This window comes from Microbacterium sp. NPDC090007 (genome assembly GCF_044748345.1).
Classification (GTDB): Bacteria; Actinomycetota; Actinomycetes; order Actinomycetales; family Microbacteriaceae; genus Microbacterium.
Genome location: NZ_JBIVFV010000003.1, coordinates 353,165 through 372,549, shown reverse-complemented (window position 1 = coordinate 372,549; position 19,385 = coordinate 353,165). Strand labels below are relative to the sequence as shown.

At 70.0% G+C, this 19,385-nt stretch carries 16 protein-coding genes and 1 tRNA gene; 11 read left to right on the top strand and 6 right to left on the bottom strand.

Annotated elements, in window-relative coordinates; genetic code table 11:
• Window positions 1-51: 51 nt before the first annotated feature.
• On the bottom strand, window positions 52-270 hold the full coding sequence (locus ACIPVB_RS12990; RefSeq protein ID WP_400369425.1) for a hypothetical protein: 219 nt from the start codon (window positions 268-270) through the stop codon (window positions 52-54).
• Complete coding sequence (locus ACIPVB_RS12985) at window positions 267-674, bottom strand: YbaB/EbfC family nucleoid-associated protein (protein ID WP_400369424.1); 408 nt, start codon at window positions 672-674, stop codon at window positions 267-269. The genes ACIPVB_RS12990 and ACIPVB_RS12985 overlap by 4 nt, the downstream gene beginning before the upstream one ends.
• Window positions 675-977: 303 nt before the next feature.
• On the opposite strand from ACIPVB_RS12985, the gene ACIPVB_RS12980 reads away from it, so the two are divergent.
• Complete coding sequence (locus ACIPVB_RS12980; protein ID WP_400369423.1) at window positions 978-3,632, top strand: Rne/Rng family ribonuclease; 2,655 nt, start codon at window positions 978-980, stop codon at window positions 3,630-3,632.
• 108 nt (window positions 3,633-3,740) lie between these two features.
• On the opposite strand, the gene ACIPVB_RS12975 is transcribed toward ACIPVB_RS12980, so the two are convergent.
• Window positions 3,741-4,022: a DUF4031 domain-containing protein gene (locus ACIPVB_RS12975; protein WP_400369422.1), complete on the bottom strand. Its 282-nt coding sequence runs from the start codon at window positions 4,020-4,022 to the stop codon at window positions 3,741-3,743.
• Between the two features lie 212 nt (window positions 4,023-4,234).
• On the opposite strand from ACIPVB_RS12975, the gene rplU reads away from it, so the two are divergent.
• From rplU to pulA, 10 genes are all read left to right on the top strand, one after another.
• Window positions 4,235-4,543, top strand: coding sequence for a 50S ribosomal protein L21 (gene rplU, locus ACIPVB_RS12970; RefSeq protein WP_138172328.1), 309 nt, complete (start codon window positions 4,235-4,237; stop codon window positions 4,541-4,543).
• A gap of 18 nt (window positions 4,544-4,561) precedes the next feature.
• Window positions 4,562-4,822 carry a 50S ribosomal protein L27 gene (rpmA, locus tag ACIPVB_RS12965; RefSeq protein ID WP_400369421.1) on the top strand — a complete coding sequence of 87 codons (261 nt, stop codon included), beginning with the start codon at window positions 4,562-4,564 and terminating at the stop codon, window positions 4,820-4,822.
• A gap of 97 nt (window positions 4,823-4,919) precedes the next feature.
• Window positions 4,920-6,476: a GTPase ObgE gene (gene obgE / locus ACIPVB_RS12960; RefSeq protein WP_400369419.1), complete on the top strand. Its 1,557-nt coding sequence runs from the start codon at window positions 4,920-4,922 to the stop codon at window positions 6,474-6,476.
• Window positions 6,473-7,309: a glutamate 5-kinase gene (gene proB, locus ACIPVB_RS12955; RefSeq protein ID WP_400369418.1), complete on the top strand. Its 837-nt coding sequence runs from the start codon at window positions 6,473-6,475 to the stop codon at window positions 7,307-7,309. Before obgE ends, proB begins: the two co-directional genes overlap by 4 nt.
• 4 nt (window positions 7,310-7,313) lie before the next feature.
• Window positions 7,314-8,573 (top strand): glutamate-5-semialdehyde dehydrogenase, encoded by a 1,260-nt coding sequence (locus ACIPVB_RS12950; protein WP_400369416.1) that lies wholly within the window; start codon window positions 7,314-7,316, stop codon window positions 8,571-8,573.
• A gap of 50 nt (window positions 8,574-8,623) precedes the next feature.
• On the top strand, window positions 8,624-8,848 hold the full coding sequence (locus tag ACIPVB_RS12945; protein ID WP_400369415.1) for a hypothetical protein: 225 nt from the start codon (window positions 8,624-8,626) through the stop codon (window positions 8,846-8,848).
• A gap of 10 nt (window positions 8,849-8,858) precedes the next feature.
• Window positions 8,859-9,455: a nicotinate-nucleotide adenylyltransferase gene (gene nadD / locus ACIPVB_RS12940; RefSeq protein ID WP_400369413.1), complete on the top strand. Its 597-nt coding sequence runs from the start codon at window positions 8,859-8,861 to the stop codon at window positions 9,453-9,455.
• A complete protein-coding gene (locus ACIPVB_RS12935) occupies window positions 9,452-10,633 on the top strand; it encodes a hypothetical protein (RefSeq protein ID WP_400369412.1) in 1,182 nt (393 codons plus the stop codon). Before nadD ends, ACIPVB_RS12935 begins: the two co-directional genes overlap by 4 nt.
• Window positions 10,630-11,010 (top strand): ribosome silencing factor, encoded by a 381-nt coding sequence (gene rsfS, locus ACIPVB_RS12930; RefSeq protein ID WP_400369411.1) that lies wholly within the window; start codon window positions 10,630-10,632, stop codon window positions 11,008-11,010. The genes ACIPVB_RS12935 and rsfS overlap by 4 nt, the downstream gene beginning before the upstream one ends.
• A 275-nt stretch (window positions 11,011-11,285) precedes the next feature.
• Entirely contained in the window at window positions 11,286-17,366 is a 6,081-nt protein-coding gene (pulA, locus tag ACIPVB_RS12925) for a pullulanase-type alpha-1,6-glucosidase (protein WP_400369409.1), read from the top strand.
• A 282-nt stretch (window positions 17,367-17,648) separates the two neighbouring features.
• Here pulA and ACIPVB_RS12920 read toward each other — a convergent pair.
• The 3 genes from ACIPVB_RS12920 to ACIPVB_RS12910 form a co-directional block, all read right to left on the bottom strand.
• Window positions 17,649-17,721: transfer RNA gene (locus tag ACIPVB_RS12920), tRNA-Ala, on the bottom strand.
• A gap of 41 nt (window positions 17,722-17,762) precedes the next feature.
• Window positions 17,763-18,671 (bottom strand): 3-methyladenine DNA glycosylase, encoded by a 909-nt coding sequence (locus ACIPVB_RS12915; RefSeq protein WP_400369408.1) that lies wholly within the window; start codon window positions 18,669-18,671, stop codon window positions 17,763-17,765.
• On the bottom strand, window positions 18,668-19,378 hold the full coding sequence (locus ACIPVB_RS12910; protein WP_400369406.1) for an SOS response-associated peptidase: 711 nt from the start codon (window positions 19,376-19,378) through the stop codon (window positions 18,668-18,670). The genes ACIPVB_RS12915 and ACIPVB_RS12910 overlap by 4 nt, the downstream gene beginning before the upstream one ends.
• Window positions 19,379-19,385: the final 7 nt, after the last annotated feature.

Genomic DNA, 19,385 nt, shown 5'->3' with positions numbered 1-19,385 from the left:
CGGCGAGGTCCGCCTCGCCGTATGCGGTGGCCATATCTTCCAGTGCGTCGCTCATGCGTGAAAGGAGCGCGGTTCGACGCACCAGGCGCTCGCCCAGCTGCGCCTGCGCCCGCGCAAAGCCTGCTGGGCGTCGCCGCTCCACTGCAAGCTGAGCGTCGCGGATTCGCGCACGAGAGTGCCGACCAGAGCCTCGATCTCGCCGCCTGCCGCCTTGATGCCGGCCGCTGCCGTCGAGAGTCGGTATGGCGTGACTTCGAGATGTTCGATCATTCGCTTCGCCTTCCTTGCCTGGAATGTGCGTACTCGTCGTCGAGACGCTGCCGGGTGGCGGCGACGAGAGGCGACGTTTCGCCGAGGCTTTGCGTCATCCGCCGCAACGCGACGTCAGCCGCATTACGCTGTGCCACTCGTACCGTGTCGGTCACGAGGCGGGACAGGGTCCGGGCGTCGTGGGAGAGTGCGGCTTGAGCGATCTCTACGCGTTCGACGCGTCCGCCCGCGGTGGCGATGACGCGAACCTCTTGCGCCGAGGACACGGCCGTCGCCGTCGCCGTCCTCACGTCGCCGGCCATCCGCGCGGCGTCTTCGGATCGCTCCCTGGCCTGCTCGACCTGCGCGCGCACGCGGGCTCGCGCCCCTTCGAGCGCGGTGAGCGCGTCATCGGACGAGGTCATGGGGCCCCCTTCGTCGTCAGCTCGACCCTACCGACACCCTCCGCACGCACCGCAGCGCCTGTGGATGACGAACGTGCGAGTGCCGCCGTGGCGTTCGCGGCGGTTCGTGCGATAATGAAGGCTGATGTGACCGCGGCCGCGCCGCAGGAACATCACCCAGAAGACTTCGGGCGATGACCGCCCTTCGCAGCCCGAGCCGCAGGCCGGCTGCAGACCGAATGAGTTCGCGGCCCCGCCGGGTGCGGCGCCGCATGAGATTTCGTCGGGCGACGCGCGGTGTCGCCCGCCAGGGAGTACCTGCAGATGGCCGAATCAACCGACGATCAGAATCAGACCGACGAGGCGACGACGTCTCCCGCGACCGAGGCCCCTTCCACCGAGGCCGCTCCCACGGTCGACGAAGAAGAAGAAGCGGTCCAGGATGCCGCTGACGCGGCCGCCGTCGACACGGAGACCCCCGCGGTTCTCGGCGTCGACGACACCTCCGCTTCGGACGAGCTCGGTACCGATGCCCAGGACGCGACAGCCCAGCCCGCCGAGGCCGCCCAGCCCGCAACGGGCGCCGAGGACGGCACCGCCGAGCAGCCCGCCGTCGTCGCGGAAGACGCCGCGACCCCGCCCGCCGTGGGCACGCAGGACGGCACCGCCGAGCAGACCGCCGCCGATGACCAGGCCACCGAGGCGGCGACCCCCGTCGCCGACGCCGAGGGGTCGGCATCCGCTGACTCTCCCGACGCCGCGATGCAGGGTGCTCCCCGCGACGCAGAGCCGGTGAAGCCGGAGCGGCCCACCGCGGTCTCGCTGGGCCTGCTGCCCGAGAACTTCGTGTCGGCCGTGTCGACGGCGCTGCACTTCTACGCCCCCGAGCTCCCGCCCCTGCCCGCCCGTGACGAGGCCTGGGACCGCGACGACCGCGATGACGAGGGGCCGGCCGAGCGCGGTTCGGTCAACGCCCGCCGACGCAATCGCCGCCGCGGCGCAGTCAACGCCCCCGCCGACGAGCCCGCCGAGACCCCCGCCGCGCCCGTGCGCCAGCGTGCGGTCGAGGTGATCACCGAGCCGCAGCGCATCAAGGGATCCACCCGCCTCGAGGCCAAGAAACAGCGTCGCCGCGACGGTCGCGAGGCCGGACGCCGTCGCCCCGTCGTGACCGAGGCCGAGTTCCTCGCGCGTCGCGAGGCCGTCGACCGGGTCATGGTCGTGCGCTCCAAGAGCGGTCGCATCCAGATCGCGGTGCTCGAGGACAACGTGCTCGTCGAGCACTACGTCGCCCGCAACCAGGACGCGTCGCTCATCGGCAACGTCTACCTCGGTCGCGTGCAGAACGTCCTGCCGAGCATGGAGGCCGCGTTCGTCGACATCGGTCGAGGCCGCAACGCCGTGCTGTACTCGGGCGAGGTCGACTGGGACGGCGTCGAGACGAACAACCAGCCGCGCCGCATCGAGCTGGCGCTGAAGTCGGGCGACCGCGTGCTGGTGCAGGTCACCAAGGACCCCGTGGGCCACAAGGGCGCGCGTCTGACCAGCCAGATCTCGCTGCCCGGCCGCTACCTGGTCTATGTGCCCAACGGCACCATGAACGGGATCTCGCGCAAGCTGCCCGACACCGAGCGCGCCCGCCTGAAGAAGATCCTCAAAGAGGTCCTGCCCGAGTCCTCCGGCGTCATCGTCCGCACGGCGGCCGAAGGGGCCACCGAGGAGCAGCTGACCCTCGACGTGCAGCGCCTCACCTCGCAGTGGGAGCACGTGTCGAGCCAGGTCAAGACCATCCAGGCCCCCGCACTGCTGCACTCCGAGCCCGACCTGCTGGTCAAGATCGTCCGCGACGTCTTCAACGAGGACTTCACGCGCATGCTCATCCAGGGCGACGAGGCGCTGCAGACCATCTCGAGCTACCTCAAGGGCGTCGCGCCCGACCTGCTCGAGCGCGTCGAGAAGTACGAGGGCGATCAGGATCCGTTCGACGCCTTCCGCGTCACCGAGCAGATCGAGAAGGCGCTGGACCGCAAGGTGTGGCTGCCCTCCGGCGGTTCGCTCGTCATCGACCGCACCGAGGCGATGACCGTCGTCGACGTCAACACCGGCAAGTTCGTCGGCTCGGGCGGCAACCTCGAAGAGACCGTCACCAAGAACAACCTCGAGGCCGCCGAAGAGATCGTCCGTCAGCTGCGTCTGCGCGACATCGGCGGCATCATCGTGGTCGACTTCATCGACATGGTGCTCGAATCCAACCGCGATCTCGTGCTGCGACGTCTGATCGAGTGCCTGAGCCGTGACCGGACGAAGCACCAGGTCGCCGAGGTGACCTCGCTCGGCCTCGTGCAGATGACGCGCAAGAAGCTCGGCCTGGGCCTGCTCGAGACGTTCAGCGAGGCGTGCGAGGTGTGCGCCGGTCGCGGTGTGATCGTGCACCACGACCCGGTCGTGCGTCACCGCACCACGGGCGCGTCGAACGGCAACGGCGGATCGAACGGCAACGGCTCGTCGAACCGGCGCGGTCGCGGCGGCAACGGCGGGTCCAACGGCAACGGCCCTGCGAACACCAACGGCGGATCGCCCGGGGCCGCGGGCGGCACCGGGGGAGCGGCGGCGCCGGCCGGCGGCACCCACGTGATCACCGAGGGCGTCAAATCCGCGCTGGCGCAGATCGCGGCATCCACCGTCAAGCCGACCCTCGACGACCCCGCCGTCGTCGAGGCCGCGGTCGCGGCGTCGGTGGAGGCCGTCCTCGAGGCGAAGTCCGAGGCGACCGAGACGCCGGCACCGGCGCGCGAGAAGCGTCCGCGCAAGAAGCGCGAGCCGAAGGCTCCGCGCACCGAGAAGGACGCCCTGCTCGAGTCCGTGCTCGAAGCGCTGCCCGAGCCCAAGGCTCCGGGTCAGGGACGATCGCGTCGACGCGTGACCACCGCCGCGCTCACCGGGACCCCGGTGAACGCGCAGCCCCCGACCGAGGCCTGAGCCCCGTCGTCATCCGTGAGGGGTCGTCTCTCGTCGCCGTGTACTGCTCCCGGCGACCGAGGACGACCCCTCGTGCGTGTCCGCGGTCAGCGGATGCCGGGGGCGGTCTCAGACGTCGGAGCGGGAGCGTCGTTGTCGAGCCGTGATGCGCAGTCCCGAGGCCCGCAGGCGTCGGACGAGCTCTTTGCCGCCCACGTGCTCGGCGCCGGCGGCCACGAGCTCGGCGTGCCGCTCGTCCGGGACGTCGTAGTGGTCGAGGTCGAAGGCGCGACGGGGGATGCCGGCTGCCGCGGCGAAGGCGTGGAGCTCGGCCAGATCGGTGTCGCTGACCAGGTGCGCCCACAGACGTCCGTGCGCGGGCCACTGCGGATCGTCGATGAGAATGGCCATGTCTCGATCGTACGGTCGACACGCGGGGCGAAGCTTTTGCCGGATGTCCGCCGGTGAGCTAAACTTGACCCTTGGTGCGTCGCGTCCGCTCGCTTTCGAGCGTGACCCCGCAGACGATTGTCCGCTGGATCGCACCGAGACTTGGGTCAACAGACCCTCCCGACGTCATCAGACAACCGGAGCCCCGCGCTCCCGAACGAAACAGGTGTGAAGTGGTTTACGCAGTTGTGCGCGCCGGCGGCCGCCAGGAGAAGGTCCAGGTCGGCACGATCGTCGTGCTCGACCGCCAGAAGGCGAAGATCGGCGAGAGCATTCAGCTGCCCGCCGTGCTGTTCGTCGACGGCGACGCGGTCACGACCGACGCCGACAAGCTCGCGAAGGTCTCGGTCACGGCCGAGGTGCTCGGCGAGGAGCGCGGTCCGAAGATCGTGATCCAGAAGTTCAAGAACAAGACCGGCTACAAGAAGCGCCAGGGCCACCGCCAGGACCTCACGCGCGTCAAGATCACCGGCATCAAGTAAGAGCCAGGAGACGCAGAGATGGCACACAAAAAGGGCGCAAGCTCCACCCGTAACGGTCGTGACTCCAACGCACAGCGCCTCGGCGTGAAGCGTTTCGGTGGCCAGGCCGTCCTCGCCGGCGAGATCATCGTCCGCCAGCGCGGCACGCACTTCCACCCCGGCGCCAACGTCGGTCGCGGTGGCGACGACACGCTGTTCGCCCTCGCCGCCGGCGCGGTCGAGTTCGGCAACAAGGGCGGCCGCAAGGTCGTCAACATCGTCGCCGCAGCAGCGGAGTAATCCACGGCGCTCCGGCGCTCTCGAGGGGGTGGGCACTGCCTGCCCCCTCTTTCTTTTCCCTCGTCGGTGCTCCCGACCCTTTCCGGAAGGACCCGTCATGGTCACCTTCGTCGACCGCGTGACCCTGCACCTGCGTGCAGGTAAGGGCGGCAACGGCTGCGTCTCGGTGCGCCGTGAGAAGTTCAAGCCCCTGGCCGGCCCCGACGGCGGGAACGGCGGCAGCGGCGGCGACGTGGTGCTCGTGGCGGACCCGCAGGTGACCACCCTGCTGTCCTACCACCACTCGCCGCACCGCTCCGCGGGCAACGGCGGCTTCGGCATGGGCGACCACCGCTCGGGTGCCCTCGGCGAGGACCAGGAGTTGCCCGTCCCGCTCGGGACGGTCGTGAAGGACGCCGACGGCAACGTCCTGGTCGACATGCTCACCCCCGGGATGCGATTCGTCGCGGCCCCGGGTGGGCTCGGCGGCCTGGGCAACGCGGCCCTGGCATCGCCCAAGCGCAAGGCCCCCGGTTTCGCGCTGCTGGGGACCCCCGGTTGGGAGGGCGACGTCGTCCTCGAGCTCAAGACCGTCGCCGATGTCGCGCTGGTCGGCTTCCCGTCCGCCGGGAAGTCGAGCCTCATCGCGGCGGTGTCCGCCGCGCGTCCCAAGATCGCCGACTACCCGTTCACGACGCTGCACCCGAACCTGGGCGTCGTCCAGGCCGGTGACGCGCGGTACACGATCGCCGACGTCCCCGGCCTGATCGAGGGGGCCAGCGAGGGCAAGGGCCTGGGGCTGGAGTTCCTGCGCCACGTTGAGCGCTGCACGGCGCTCGTCCACGTCCTGGACTGCGCGACCTTGGACCCGGGTCGCGATCCCGTGACCGACCTCGACGTGATCCTGGCCGAGCTGGCCGCCTATCCGGTGCCCGAGGGCCAGATCCCGCTCCTGGAGCGTCCCCAGATCATCGCCCTCAACAAGGTCGACGTCCCCGAGGCGCACGAACTCGCCGACTTCGTCCGTCCCGATCTCGAGGCACGGGGCTTCCGCGTCTTCGAGATCTCGACCGTCAGCCGCGCGGGGCTGCGAGAGCTCACCTTCGCGCTCGGCGAGATCGTCGAGCAGCACCGTCTCACCACGATCGACCAGGCGCCGGCCGAGAAGGTCGTCATCCGTCCGCGCGGCGCCGAGAAGGACTTCACGATCAAGGTCGAGGGCGGCACCTACGGCCCGGTCTACCGCGTCCTCGGCGACAAGCCGGTCAAGTGGGTGCAGCAGACCGACTTCCAGAACGAAGAGGCCGTGGGCTACCTGGCGGACCGCCTCGCTCGTCTGGGCGTCGAGAACGGCCTGTTCGCGGCCGGTGCGGTGGCCGGCGCCACCGTCGTGATCGGTCCCGGGGACGGCATCGTCTTCGACTGGGAGCCGACCCTCTCGTCCGCCGCCGAGCTCATGACCGCCCCGCGCGGAACAGACCCGCGCTTGCTGCAGAGCAACCGCCGCACGACGAACGAGCGTCGCGAGCGCTATCACGAGCGTATGGATGCCAAGGCCGACGCGCGCGCCGAGCTCGAGGCCGAGCGCCTCTCGGCGCGTGCCGCGGGGATCGGCGCCGACGGCGACTCGTCCGCCGCGGCCGGTGACGGTGCGGACACCGAGGAGGTCCGGTGACCGCGACGACGCGCGCCGACATCCCCGGCGCCGCCCGCGTCGTGGTGAAGGTCGGTTCGTCATCGATCAGCGGTGACGGCGCGCATCGCATCGACACCATCGTCGAAGCCCTGTCGCACGCGCGCGGAAGGGGCACCGAGGTGGTGCTGGTGTCATCCGGCGCCATCGCGACCGCCCTGCCCCTGCTCGATCTCGAGGGTCGCCCGCACGACCTCGCCACCCAGCAGGCCGCCGCCGCTGTGGGGCAGAACGTCCTGATGTGGCGGTATCAAACCTCGCTCGATCGGTTCGGTCTTCTCGCCGGCCAGGTGCTGCTGACGGCCGGCGACCTCGAGAACGCCACGCACCGCTCCAACGCGCGCCGTGCCATGGAGAGACTGCTGGGTCTCGGCATCCTGCCCATCGTCAACGAGAACGACACCGTCGCAACCCACGAGATCCGCTTCGGCGACAACGACCGGCTGGCGGCACTCGTGGCGCAACTGATCGGCGCCGACGCCCTGGTGCTCCTGAGCGACATCGAGACGCTCTTCACCCGTCCCCCGAGCGAGCCGGGTGCCCGCCCCATCCACGACGTGGCCTGGGGGGACGACCTGGGTGGCTTCCAGTTCGGTGCGGGTGTCGTCAACGGCGTGGGCACCGGGGGAGCGGCGACCAAGGCCTCGGCGGCCAAGCTCGCCTCGACCGCGGGCGTGGGCGTCCTGGTCACCAGCGCCGACCTCGTGGCATCCGCTCTGGACGGCGCGGCGGTGGGCACCTGGTTCGCCCCCCATCCCGACCCCGTCACCCTCACCACGGGCCCCGTGGGCGCCGTGGGCACGCCGGTACACTGAGCCCATGACCGTGATCGCCGCCTCCGTCGACGAGCGCCTGCGTCTGGCCAAGGACGCCGCCCGTGAGATCGCGCTGCTCGACGCCGCCCGCAAGGCCGAGGTCCTCGACGCGATCGCCGACGCGCTGGTCGCCCGCACCGACGAGATCGTCTTCGCCAACGCCGACGATCTCGAACGCGGTCGGACGGATGCCATCGGCGACGCGCTGCTGGACCGCCTGCGCCTCGACGCACCGCGTGTGGCGTCGCTGGCCGCGGCGGTCCGCGACGTCGCCCGACTGCCCGACCCAGTCGGTCGCGTGCTCGACGAGCGGACGCTGGCCAACGGACTGCGGATGCAGAAGATCGCCGTCCCGTTCGGGGTCGTCGGCTCGATCTACGAGGCGCGCCCCAACGTGACGGTCGACATCGCCTCGCTCGCGCTGCGCTCGGGAAACGCCGTCGTGCTGCGCGGCGGATCGGCGGCCCAGAGCACGAACGCGGTCCTCGTCGACGTCATGCGCGGGGCTCTCACGGCACAGGGCGTCGATTCCGAAGCCATCCAGACCGTCGACGACTTCGGCCGCGCCGGAGCGCGTGCGCTGATGAACGCGCGGGGACTCGTCGACGTCCTCGTCCCTCGCGGCAGCGCCGGGCTGATCGAGACGGTCGTCACCGAGTCCACGGTCCCCGTGATCGAGACGGGGGCCGGGGTCGTGCACGTCTTCCTCGACGCCTCGGCCCGGGCCGACTGGGCGCGCGACATCGTGCTGAACGCCAAGGTGCAGCGCCCGAGCGTGTGCAACGCCGTCGAGACTGTACTGGTCCACCGCGCCGCAGCCGACCGGCTGCTGCCGGAGCTGTTGGCATCCCTCGCCGACGCCGGTGTCACCGTCCACGGCGACGAGAGCACGCGCGCCCACGACGAGCGGGTGGTCGCGGCGACCGACGAGGACTGGGCGAGCGAGTACGGCACCCTCGACCTGGCCGTGCGGGTCGTCGACCATCTCGACGAGGCGCTGGCGCATATCCGCCGGTTCTCGACCCACCACACCGAGTCCATCGTGACGGCCGACCCGGTCGCCGCAGAACGCTTCCTCGCCGAAGTGGACTCCGCCGTCGTCCTCGTCAACGCCTCGACGCGCTTCACCGATGGAGGCGAGTTCGGCTTCGGCGCCGAGGTCGGCATCTCCACCCAGAAATTGCACGCCCGCGGACCCATGGGCCTCGCCGAGCTGACGAGCACCAAGTGGCTCGGGCGCGGCGACGGCCAGGTCCGCGCCTGACCGCCTAAAATGAAGATGCGCTCTGCGCACCCCTCTCGAACGGAGCACTGATGACTTTCGCCTCACTTCTCGCCCTCGCCGCCGAAGAAGGCGGACACCACGGCGGCAACGTGCAGGCCGAGACCTTCGTGTACGGCGTCATCGCGTTCGTGGTCTTCGTCGTGCTGAGCCTGGTGACCCTGTCGTACCGCAACGTGGCCAACCGCCACGCGCACAAGGCCGAGGCGTACACCCAGAAGCACGGGACGCCCACCCCCGAGGCGCACGGCCACTGAGGCCCACCGTATGTCGGTGACGCGCGCCCCTCGCATCGGGGTCATGGGTGGGACGTTCGATCCCATCCATCACGGTCACCTGGTCGCGGCGTCCGAGGTGGCGCAATCGTTCGATCTCGATGAGGTCGTCTTCGTTCCCACGGGACGCCCGTGGCAGAAGGATGACGTCACCGAGAGCGAGCACCGGTACCTCATGACGGTCGTGGCGACGGCATCCAATCCGCAGTTCACCGTGAGCCGCGTCGACATCGATCGCGCGGGACCCACGTACACGATCGACACCCTCCGCGACCTGCAGGAGCAGCGCCCCGATGCACAGCTGTTCTTCATCACCGGGGCCGACGCCGTCGCGCAGATCCTCGGGTGGCGCGATCATCAGGAGCTGTGGGACCTCGCGCACTTCGTCGCGGTGTCGCGCCCCGGACACGTGTTGACGACCGAAGGACTGCCGTCGAAGAACGTGAGCCAACTGGAGATCCCGGCGCTGTCGATCTCGTCCACAGACTGCCGCGCGCGCGTGCGCCGAGGACACCCCGTGTGGTACCTCGTGCCCGACGGCGTCGTGCAGTACATCGCGAAGCACCACCTCTACCGGAGCCAGGCATGAGCACTTCCGAGAACCCCGAGACCCCTCCGCTGACCCGGCGTCAGCTCCGTGAGCTGCGCCAGACCGGCTCGACCCCGATCATCACCCCGGAGCACGAGGCCGAGGCGCGGGACGCCGCGGCCCGATCCGAGGGGGAGGAAGCGCCCGCGGCCATCGAGCCCGAGTCCGCCGCACCCGAGGACGCTCCCACGGACTCGGCGCCCGAGCCGGCCGTCCGCGATGACGAGACCGTCGCCCCCGACGTCGAGCCTGCGATCGGCGGGCCGGCGATCGGCGAGCCCGAAGAGCCGGACGCGACCGCAGCCGGCGCCTCGACGGCCATCGAGCCCGCGGAACCGCAGAAGGCCGTCGCGGATGAGGCACCCCTCCCCGTGAGCGGCCCGCCCGCGGTGTCCGAGCCCGCGCTGCGGCCCTCGGTTTTCGATGACTACGACGCGAGCGCGGACTTCGGCGTGTCGGGCCTCACCCGGCGTCAGGTGCGCGCGCAGGAGAAGATCCGCACCGCCGCCGTGCCGATCATCAGCCCCGATCTGCTGCCGTCCTCGTCGCACACGGCGGCCCCCGCTCCGCGGAGCGCGGAAGCCGACGCCGAGAGCCTCCCTCCGATCTTCCGTCCCGCGGTGTCCGAGACGGCCGAGAACGCCGTCACCGACCGGGCCGAGACCCCCGCGCCGTCGGTGGTCAATCCCGCTCTGGGGTCCGAGCTGCTGGAGGGCGCCGCCCCCGAGGTGTCGCTGCCGGACTCCTTCGACCAGCTGCTGGCCCGTCAGACCGGATCCACCGGCGCCGTGACCACCCCCAACGCGCTCATCCTGTCGCAGACCCCCACCGGCGTCCCGCTCGTCGGACCGGTCACCGCGACGGGCGAGATCATGATCACCGGTACGTTCGAGCTCCCCGAGGGGCTCGGGTCGGTCGGTCACGCACCCGGCACCACCGACGGCCGCGACGCCGACGCGGTGCTCCTCGACGGCGAGCTCCCGCCCGCCTCGTCCCCCACGCCGATCGCCGCCAGCGCCGCGATCAGCACCGTCAAGCAACCGGGCGAGATCATCCGCCCGCCGGCGCCCGAGAAGGGGAGCAAGCTCCTCGTCGGCCTCATCATCACGACCGGCGCCCTCGCGCTGGCGGTGGCCGTCACCCTCGTGCTCGCCTTCACGACAGGAGTCTTCCGATGACAGCCACCGACAACGGCCGCGAGATGGCGCAGATCGCCGCGATCGCCGCCGACGCGAAGGGCGGCGACGACATCGTCGCCCTCGATGTGTCCGAGCCCCTTCCGCTCGTCGACATCTTCCTCCTCGTGACGGGGCGCAACGAGCGCAACGTCGCGGCGATCGCCGACGAGATCGAAGAGAAGCTGCTCGAGGCGGGTCACAAGCGCCTCCGCCGCGAGGGACGTCAGGAGTCTCGCTGGGTGCTGCTCGACTTCGGAGACCTCGTCGTGCACGTGTTCCACGAGGAGGAGCGCGTGTACTACGGTCTCGAGCGCCTGTGGAAGGACTGCCCGGTCGTCCCGATGGAGCTGCCCACCCCGGCCAACGCCGCGGAGTAGTCACCACGTATCCCCACCGCACCCTGTTCATCGCACAGGGGGCGGTTTCGTTCGTGCCCGCGGCGCCCGTGCCGCGCGCCGTCGGTGCGCCCGGTCGTCGTGCGGCTTGCGCGCCGACCGACGGTTCGCTTCGCGGCGGAGGCCAGGTCGATGTCCGCCCGTCAACATGAGGAGATTCTCATCATGTAAGCGCTTGCATCCGCTGCGCTTTCCCCGATACGGTCGGCCGAAGTCCCATCCGCACATCGCCGTGCCACCCCCCCCTCTGGAGCCCCGTGTCGAAGTCGACCTCCTCCCGTGTCCGCCGCGTCTTGGCCGCCTTCACCGGCGCCACGCTCGTCCTCATCGGGAGTGTCGCGCTGACGCCCGCCGCGACGGCCGCCGCATCGCCCGAGCAGGGACGGACCGTCGCCCTCGTCGGCTCGCTCCAGTCGGAGCTCGGCTGTGCTGACGACTGGCAGCCGGACTGCGCGGCCACCGAGCTGTCCCTCACCGACGCCGAGGGCGTGTACGTCGCCGAGTTCGAGGTCCCCGCGGGCACCTACGAGTACAAGGTCGCGTTCGACGACGCGTGGGACGAGGCCTACGGGCTGAACGGCGGCCCCGACAACATCCCCCTGACCGTCGCCGGCCCCGCCACCCTGCGTTTCACCTTCGACGACTCCGTCGACCGGGTGGGTCTCGAGGCGCTCAGCCTCCGCGGCGGCCACGAGGAAGCGGATGACGCGCTCGTGGCGTCGCCGGTGCGGCAGCCGGGCAGCGAAGAGCAGTTCTACTTCGTCATGACCGATCGGTTCGCCAACGGCGACGCCGCGAACGACAGCGGCGGATACACCGGAGATCGCATGGCAACGGGTTCGGACCCGACCGACAAGGGGTTCTTTCACGGCGGAGACATCGCAGGTCTCCGCTCGAACCTCGACTACATCGAGGGCCTCGGCACCAGTGCGATCTGGCTGACCCCGAGCTTCGCCAACCGCCCGGTACAGGGTGAGGGCGAAAACGCGAGCGCCGGCTACCACGGCTACTGGGTGACCGACTTCACCCGCATCGACCCGCATCTCGGCACGAACGAGGAGCTCGAGGCGCTCATCGCCGAGGCGCACGACCGTGGCATCAAGGTGTACTTCGACATCATCACCAACCACACCGCCGACGTCATCTCGTACGAGGAGGGCCGGTACTCGTACATCGATCAGGCCACCTCGCCCTATCTCGACGCCACCGGCACCGCCTTCACCCCCGATGATTACGCGGGCGGCGACACCTTTCCCGAGCTCGACCCCGCGACATCCTTCCCCTACATCCCTGTCATCGCTGAGGCGGATCAAGACGCCAAGACTCCCGCATGGCTCAACGACCCCACGCTCTACCACAACCGTGGCGACTCGACCTGGTCGGGTGAGTCGGTCACCTACGGGGACTTCTCGGGTCTCGACGACCTGATGACCGAGCACCCCACCGTCGTCGACGGCTTCGTGCAGGTGTACCAGGACTGGATCGATCTGGGCATCGACGGTTTCCGCATCGACACCGCCAAGCACGTCAACTTCGAGTTCTGGGAGACCTGGTCGACGCAGGTGCTCGACTACGCGCATGCGCAGGGTAAGCCCGACTTCTTCATGTTCGGCGAGGTGTACGACGCCGATCCGGTGAAGCTCTCGCCGTACGTCCGCGATACCGATATGAACAGCGTGCTCGACTTCGCCTTCCAGTCCTCGGCGATCAGCTTCGCCGCCGGCAACAGCGCGAAGGGCCTGCAGAACCTGTACGCCGGCGACGACCGGTACACCACGCCCGACAGCTCCGCGGCGGCCCTGCCGACCTTCCTCGGCAACCACGACATGGGCCGGGTCGGATATTTCCTGAAAGGCACGAATGACGCGCTGAAACGCGACTTCCTGGCCCACGAGCTGATGTTCCTCGGGCGAGGCCAGCCGGTGGTCTACTACGGTGACGAGCAGGGCTTCGCCGGCGCCGATCCCGGCAATGACAAGAGCGCCCGCCAGAGTCTGTTCGCCAGCCAGGTCGCCGAGTACCAGGAGCAGACGCTCCTCACCGGCGAGAAGGCGGGCTCGGTCGACCGCTTCGACACCGACGCTCCCCTCTACACCCATATCGCCGGCCTGTCGCAGCTGCGCGCCGACCACCCGGCGCTGGTGACCGGTGCGCAGATCGAGCGCCACGCCGACAGCGGCTCGGGCGTCTACGCCTTCTCACGCGTCGACCGCGAAGAGAAGATCGAGTACCTCGTGGCACTGAACAACACGGCGGCCGACAAGACGGTGGAACTGACGACCCTGACCGCGGATGCCTCGTTCACCCCGATCTACGGCGCCGACCAGGGGCTGTCCACCGATGCCGCCTCGGCGACCTCGGTCACCGTGCCCGCGCTGTCGGCTGTGGTGTACCGCGCCGACACGACCGTGACCGCCCCCGGCACGGCGACGGACATCTCGGTCTCGGCGCCGGCTCCGGGCGCGGCGCTCTCGGGTCAGGTGGCGATCGGAGCGGATGTCGCCGACGCGACCTGGCAGGAGACGAGTTTCTCGTGGCGCGTGGTCGGGTCGGAGGAGTGGACGGCGTTGGGCACGGCTGAGGACACCGAGCCCCGCGTCTTCCACGACGTCCGGGGCCTCGCCGCCGGCACGCTCGTGGAGTATCGCGCGGTCAGCGTCGATGCCGCCGGCCAGCGCGCTGCGGCCTCGACCTATGCTTCCGTCGGCAACGCCGTGACCCTCGAGGGAGAAGAGGAGCCCGAGTCGCCGATCGACATGGTGACCGTTCCCGGCAGCCTCAACTCCGAGATGGGATGCGCGGGCGACTGGGCGCCCGGATGCGAGGCGGCGAAGCTGACCCTCGGTGCCGACGGCATCTGGAGCGGCACCTTCGACATCCCCGCCGGCGAATACGAGTACAAGGCCGCCATCAACGGGGCGTGGGAGGTGAACTACGGCGCGAACGGCGTGCTCGACGGACCGAACATCGCCATCTCGCACGCCGGCGGACCGATCTCGTTCTACTTCGACCCGCGCTCGAACATCGTGCAGTCGACGGCCGAGGGGCCCATCGTGACCGTGCCGGGAGCGATGCAGGACGAGCTCGGGTGCGCCGGAGACTGGGCGCCGGACTGCCTGGCCACCCTGATGGCCGACGGCGACCGCGACGGCGTGTACGAGTTCGCGACCGACCAGATCCCCTCCGGCGCCTACGAGGCGAAGGTCGCCCACGGGCTCAGTTGGGACGAGAACTACGGTGTCGGCGGTGCACCCGGCGGCGGCAACTACAGCTTCAGCGCCGCCGACGACGAACTGATCGTCTTCCGCTACACGCTCGACACGCACGTGCTCGAGATCCAGGTGAGCAACCCGCCGATGGCGGGCACCGGTGAGCTCCGGGCGCACTGGATCGATGAGAACACTCTCGCCTGGCCTCGCGACCTCGGGACCGACCCCGAGGACGCGAGCTGGCAGCTGCACGCCTCACCCGAGGCATCCCTCGTCCTCGAAGACGAGGAGATCGTCGGCGGAGACGCGCTCGATCTCGCGGTCATCGCCGGCGGACTGACCGATGAGCAGCGGGCGCGGTTCCCGGCCCTGGCCGACTTCGTGGCACTCGAGGTGCCGGACGCCGACGCAGCAGCGCTGCTCCGGGGGCAGCTGATGGTGTCGCAGCGCGGTTCCGACGATCGTCTCACCGCCTTCACCGGCGTGCAGATCCCCGGCGTGCTCGACGACCTCTATGCGGCCGCCGTCGCCGACTTCGACCTCGGCGTCAGCTTCGACGCAGACCTGCCGACCTTCCGCCTCTGGGCGCCCACCGCCCAGCGCGCGGCACTTCTGACGTGGGAGGCCGGCGGTGACCCCGCCGGCGCGGAGCGCCACGAGGCGGTGTGGGACGCGGCATCCGGAATCTGGGCCGTCGAGGACGGCGGCGCCCTCGCCGGCGTCGAGTACCTCTGGGAGGTCCTCGTCTACGCCCCGTCGACCGGGGCGATCGAGACCAATCGGGTCACCGACCCCTATGCGGTCGCACTGACTTCGAACTCGACCGCATCGGTCGCCGTCGACCTGGGCGAGGAGCAGTGGCGTCCGGACGCGTGGGAAGAGACCTCGACACCCGTGATCGACCGCCCGGTCGACCGCACGATCTACGAACTGCACGTGCGCGACTTCTCGATCGGCGACGAGTCGGTTCCCGAGGAGGAACGCGGGACCTACCGGGCCTTCACGCGTGAGAGCGCGGGCACCGCCCAGTTGCGCGAGCTCGCCGACGCCGGTATCAACACCGTGCACCTCCTTCCGACCTTCGACATCGCCACCATCGAAGAGGACCGCTCCCTGCAGGCCCAGCCCGATTGCGACCTCGGGGCGTACGGACCGGCCGACACGGCGCAGCAGGCCTGCGTCCAGGCGGTTGCCGACGCGGACGGGTTCAACTGGGGCTACGACCCGTACCACTTCTCCAGCCCGGAAGGCTCGTACGCCGTCGACGCCGAGGGCGGCGCGCGCGTGCACGAGTTCCGCGAGATGGTCGGGGCGCTCCACGGAATGGGCCTGCAGGTCGTTCTCGACCAGGTGTTCAACCACACCGCTCAGGCAGGGCAGGGCGAGAAGTCGGTGCTCGACAAGGTCGTGCCCGGCTACTACCACCGCCTGAACCTGGCGGGGGGAGTGGAGACCTCCACCTGCTGCCAGAACGTCGCGACCGAGCACGAGCTCGCCGAGAAGCTGATGGTCGACTCGGTGGTGCTGTGGGCCACCGAGTACAAGGTCGACGGGTTCCGCTTCGACCTCATGGGTCACCACTCCAAGGCCACCATGCTCGCTGTGCGGGCCGCTCTCGATGAGCTGACCCTGGAGGAGGACGGCGTGGACGGCTCGGCCGTCTACCTGTACGGCGAGGGATGGAACTTCGGCGAGGTGGCGAACAACGCCCTGTTCGAGCAGGCGACGCAGGGGCAGCTCGGGGGCACCGGCATCGGCACCTTCAGCGACCGACTGCGCGACGCCGTCCACGGCGGCAGCCCCGTCGCGGGCGAAACGGTGCAGCAGCAGGGATTCGGCACGGGCCTCGGAACCGACCCGAACGGGGCTCCGATCAACGGCACGCCGGACGAGGCGCTCGCCGACCTGGGGCTGCAGACCGATCTCGTGAAGCTCGGACTCGCGGGAAACCTGCGCGACTTCACGTTCACCGACCACTCGGGTGCCGTGAAGGCCGGTGACGAACTCGACTACCGTGGCTCGCCCGCAGGCTACGCCGAACAGCCCGACGAGATCATCTCCTACGTCGACGCCCACGACAACGAGACCCTCTACGATCTGTCGGTGCTGAAGCTCCCTGCCGACACCGCGATGGCCGACCGCGTGCGCATGAACACCCTCTCGCTGGCGACCACCGCGTTCGCGCAGACGCCGTCGTTGTGGCACGCCGGCACCGAGCTGCTCCGCTCGAAGTCGCTCGACCGCAACAGCTACAACTCCGGTGACTGGTTCAACCGCATCGACTGGACCGGGCAGAAGTCGACCTTCGGCTCCGGCCTGCCGCCTGCGGCCGACAACGAGGACAAGTGGGCGATCATGACGCCGCTCCTCTCCGATCCGGCTCTGAAGCCTGCCGCGGCCGACATCGCCGCCGCCGAGGCATCCGCACTGGACCTGCTGCGGACGCGCGAGGATGTCGACCTGTTGCGCCTCGGATCGGCGGCGCTCATTCAGGAGAAGGTGTCGTTCCCGGGTAGTGGGCCGCAGGCGCCGGCCGGTCTGCTGGTGATGCTCATCGACGACCTGCTGGGCGAGGACGTCGATCCGGAGCTCAGTGGTGCGTTGGTGGTCTTCAACGTGTCACCGGACGCGGTCTCGCAGACGCTGCCCGAGCTCGAGGGGCGGTCGTTCGCCCTCGCGCCGACGTTGGCCGGCGGCGCCGACGAGGTGGTCAAGACCACGACCCTGGATGCCGCGACCGGCGCCTTGACCGTGCCGGCGCGGTCGGTGGCGGTGCTCGTCGAGGGGCAGGCGGGCGACGGCTCGGGGGAGGAGCCCCTCCCCGGCGACGGCTCGGGTGGTGGCTCGGGTGACGGCTCGGGCGGTGACTCGGGTGGTGGCTCGGGTGACGGCTCGAGTGGTGGCGCGGGTGAGCAACCGGGGAACGGTTCGGGCGGTCAGCCCGGTGCCGGCTCCGGCGACGGATCGGATGCCAGTGGCACGACGTCCGGCGGATCGTCGTCCGGCCGGGGTGTGCTCGGGGCGACCGGTGCGGAGCTGCCCATCGGTTTCGCCGTCACCGCGGGTCTTCTTCTGCTCGTCGGTGCGCTGCTGCTCGGTCTTCGCCGTCGGGCGGCGCGGCGAAGCTGATCCACGCTCGACGCCGACGTCGGGGTTGCGCAGCTTCTCTCGAGAAGCCCCGTGCAACCCCGACGGACGTCGCTGCGATGAGCGCGTGCAGACCGCGGCCACACGGTGATCGGGAGCATGAGGTCGATGACGAGGACGACAGTCCCCACAAGCCTGGGGCCTGGCATCTCGAAAGCTCCCGCGGTCTGATCCGGCGACCTCAGGGAGTGGCACGTCGTCCCCGTCCGACGGACACCCGGGAACGAAGAAAGCCCCCGCCGAAGCGGGGGCTTTCTGTCTGGGTGGACCTGAGGGGACTCGAACCCCTGACCCCCTGCATGCCATGCAGGTGCGCTACCAGCTGCGCCACAGGCCCGTATTCTTTTTCACCGCCCCGTTCGAGGCAACTCCATGAGCTTACAACACAGATCGCGGGGGTGAAAAATCGGCGCCCTCGGGCGTGTCGTCGACCGGTGTCACCGCGTCGATCAGGCGCCGTCGGAGAGTCTGTCCGCGCGCGCTCAACGCTCGCTGTCGGGCGACGTAGAGGGCTTTGCCCTCGGGGGTCTCGATGGGCACCGCGCCGTATCCCCACGCCGTGAGGTCGTAGGGCGAGGCCTCCATATCGAGCGTGCGGATGTCACGGGCCAGCTCGAACGCGTCGAGAAGCACCGGCCCTGGAACGAGCGGACCCAGCTTCACCGCCCACTTGTAGACGTCCATGCCCGCGTGCAGGCAGCCGGGCTGCTCACGCTCGACCTGGTCGTCGCGGCGCAACGGCAAGCGGTTGAGCGGCGCGGCCTCGGGTGTGAAGAAGCGGAACGCGTCGAAGTGGGTGCAGGTCAGCTGGTGGGCGTCGACGACGGCGTCGGTGCCGTCGCGGCCCAGCCGCAGCGGCACGGCATGGCGTACGTCGTCGACGCGATAGGCCATGGCCCACTCGTGCAGCCCGAAGCAGCCGAACTGCGCCGGTCGCGCGGCCGTGGCACGCAGCAGGTTCAGGATGCCGCGGAACATCGACCCCCGCTCACAGCGGAAGGCCGCGGCATCCACCGCCACCCCGTCGTCCGTGGCCCGGTACCAGCGCCAGGCGGCGCGCTCGGGGGCGTCACGCAGAAGGACCCCCGGGCCCGGATGCCAACGGCGCAGGATCGCGGGCTTGTACGAGTAGTAGGTGAAGAGGAAGTCCTCGACCGGATGCTTCTCGGCGCGGCTCGCGCGGGCGCGGTGAGCGGCCGTCAGCGCGTCTGCGCGTTCCGCGTGCGCGGTGGCCTGCGGCATCCATTCGCTCCGGTCGAGGGCGGCACCCTCGACGGTGAGGCTCACTCGACGGGCTCGATCAGGTCGGGGGAGTCGTTGCGCACGTTGCCCACCGCCGCCGAGACGACGTGGTCTTCGAGGGTCTCGGCGACGTCGGGGGCGGCATCGATCGCCGCGTCGAGCACATCGCCGACGTTCTCGGTGGTCGGATCGAGCCACGCGTCGGCGAAGTCGGGATCCATGAACAGCGGCATGCGGTCGTGGATCGAGCCGAGGCGGCCGATCGCGTCCCGCGTGAGGATGGTGCAGCTCAGCACCCAGCGGGACGGGTCGTCGTCGGCGCGGGCGGGATCCTTCCACCACTCGTAGAGCCCCGCGAAGAACAGCGGCGATCCGTCGGCGGGATGGATGTAGTGCGGTGTCTTGCCGGCGTCGGTGGTCTTCCACTCGTAGTACCCGGATGCCGGGATGACCGCCCGCCGCTTGATGAGGGCGTTGCGGAACATCGGCTTGTCCTCGATCTCTTCGGACCGCGCGTTGAAAGCGCGAGCGCCGATCTTGACGTCTTTCGCCCACCCGGGGATCAGGCCCCAGCGGGCGACCTCGAGACGGCGGACGGGCGGCTCGCTCTTGATCGAGTCGAGAACGATCCCCACCGAAGAGGTGGGCGCGATGTTGTACGAGGGCGGCGGCAGCTCGTCGGCCTCGACGTCGACGCGCAGCACCCCCACGAGCTCACTGGCCACGTTGGCTACGACGAATCGACCGCACATACCTCCA

Excerpts from the sequence above, each read along its gene's own strand:
- ACIPVB_RS12990 (WP_400369425.1), bottom strand. The coding sequence starts at position 270 with ATGATCGAACATCTCGAAGTCACGCCATACCGACTCTCGACGGCAGCG.
- ACIPVB_RS12985 (WP_400369424.1), bottom strand. The coding sequence starts at position 674 with ATGACCTCGTCCGATGACGCGCTCACCGCGCTCGAAGGGGCGCGAGCC.
- ACIPVB_RS12980 (WP_400369423.1), top strand. The coding sequence starts at position 978 with ATGGCCGAATCAACCGACGATCAGAATCAGACCGACGAGGCGACGACG.
- ACIPVB_RS12975 (WP_400369422.1), bottom strand. The coding sequence starts at position 4,022 with ATGGCCATTCTCATCGACGATCCGCAGTGGCCCGCGCACGGACGTCTG.
- rpmA (WP_400369421.1), top strand. The coding sequence starts at position 4,562 with ATGGCACACAAAAAGGGCGCAAGCTCCACCCGTAACGGTCGTGACTCC.
- obgE (WP_400369419.1), top strand. The coding sequence starts at position 4,920 with ATGGTCACCTTCGTCGACCGCGTGACCCTGCACCTGCGTGCAGGTAAG.
- ACIPVB_RS12950 (WP_400369416.1), top strand. The coding sequence starts at position 7,314 with ATGACCGTGATCGCCGCCTCCGTCGACGAGCGCCTGCGTCTGGCCAAG.
- ACIPVB_RS12945 (WP_400369415.1), top strand. The coding sequence starts at position 8,624 with ATGACTTTCGCCTCACTTCTCGCCCTCGCCGCCGAAGAAGGCGGACAC.
- nadD (WP_400369413.1), top strand. The coding sequence starts at position 8,859 with ATGTCGGTGACGCGCGCCCCTCGCATCGGGGTCATGGGTGGGACGTTC.
- ACIPVB_RS12935 (WP_400369412.1), top strand. The coding sequence starts at position 9,452 with ATGAGCACTTCCGAGAACCCCGAGACCCCTCCGCTGACCCGGCGTCAG.
- rsfS (WP_400369411.1), top strand. The coding sequence starts at position 10,630 with ATGACAGCCACCGACAACGGCCGCGAGATGGCGCAGATCGCCGCGATC.
- ACIPVB_RS12910 (WP_400369406.1), bottom strand. The coding sequence starts at position 19,378 with ATGTGCGGTCGATTCGTCGTAGCCAACGTGGCCAGTGAGCTCGTGGGG.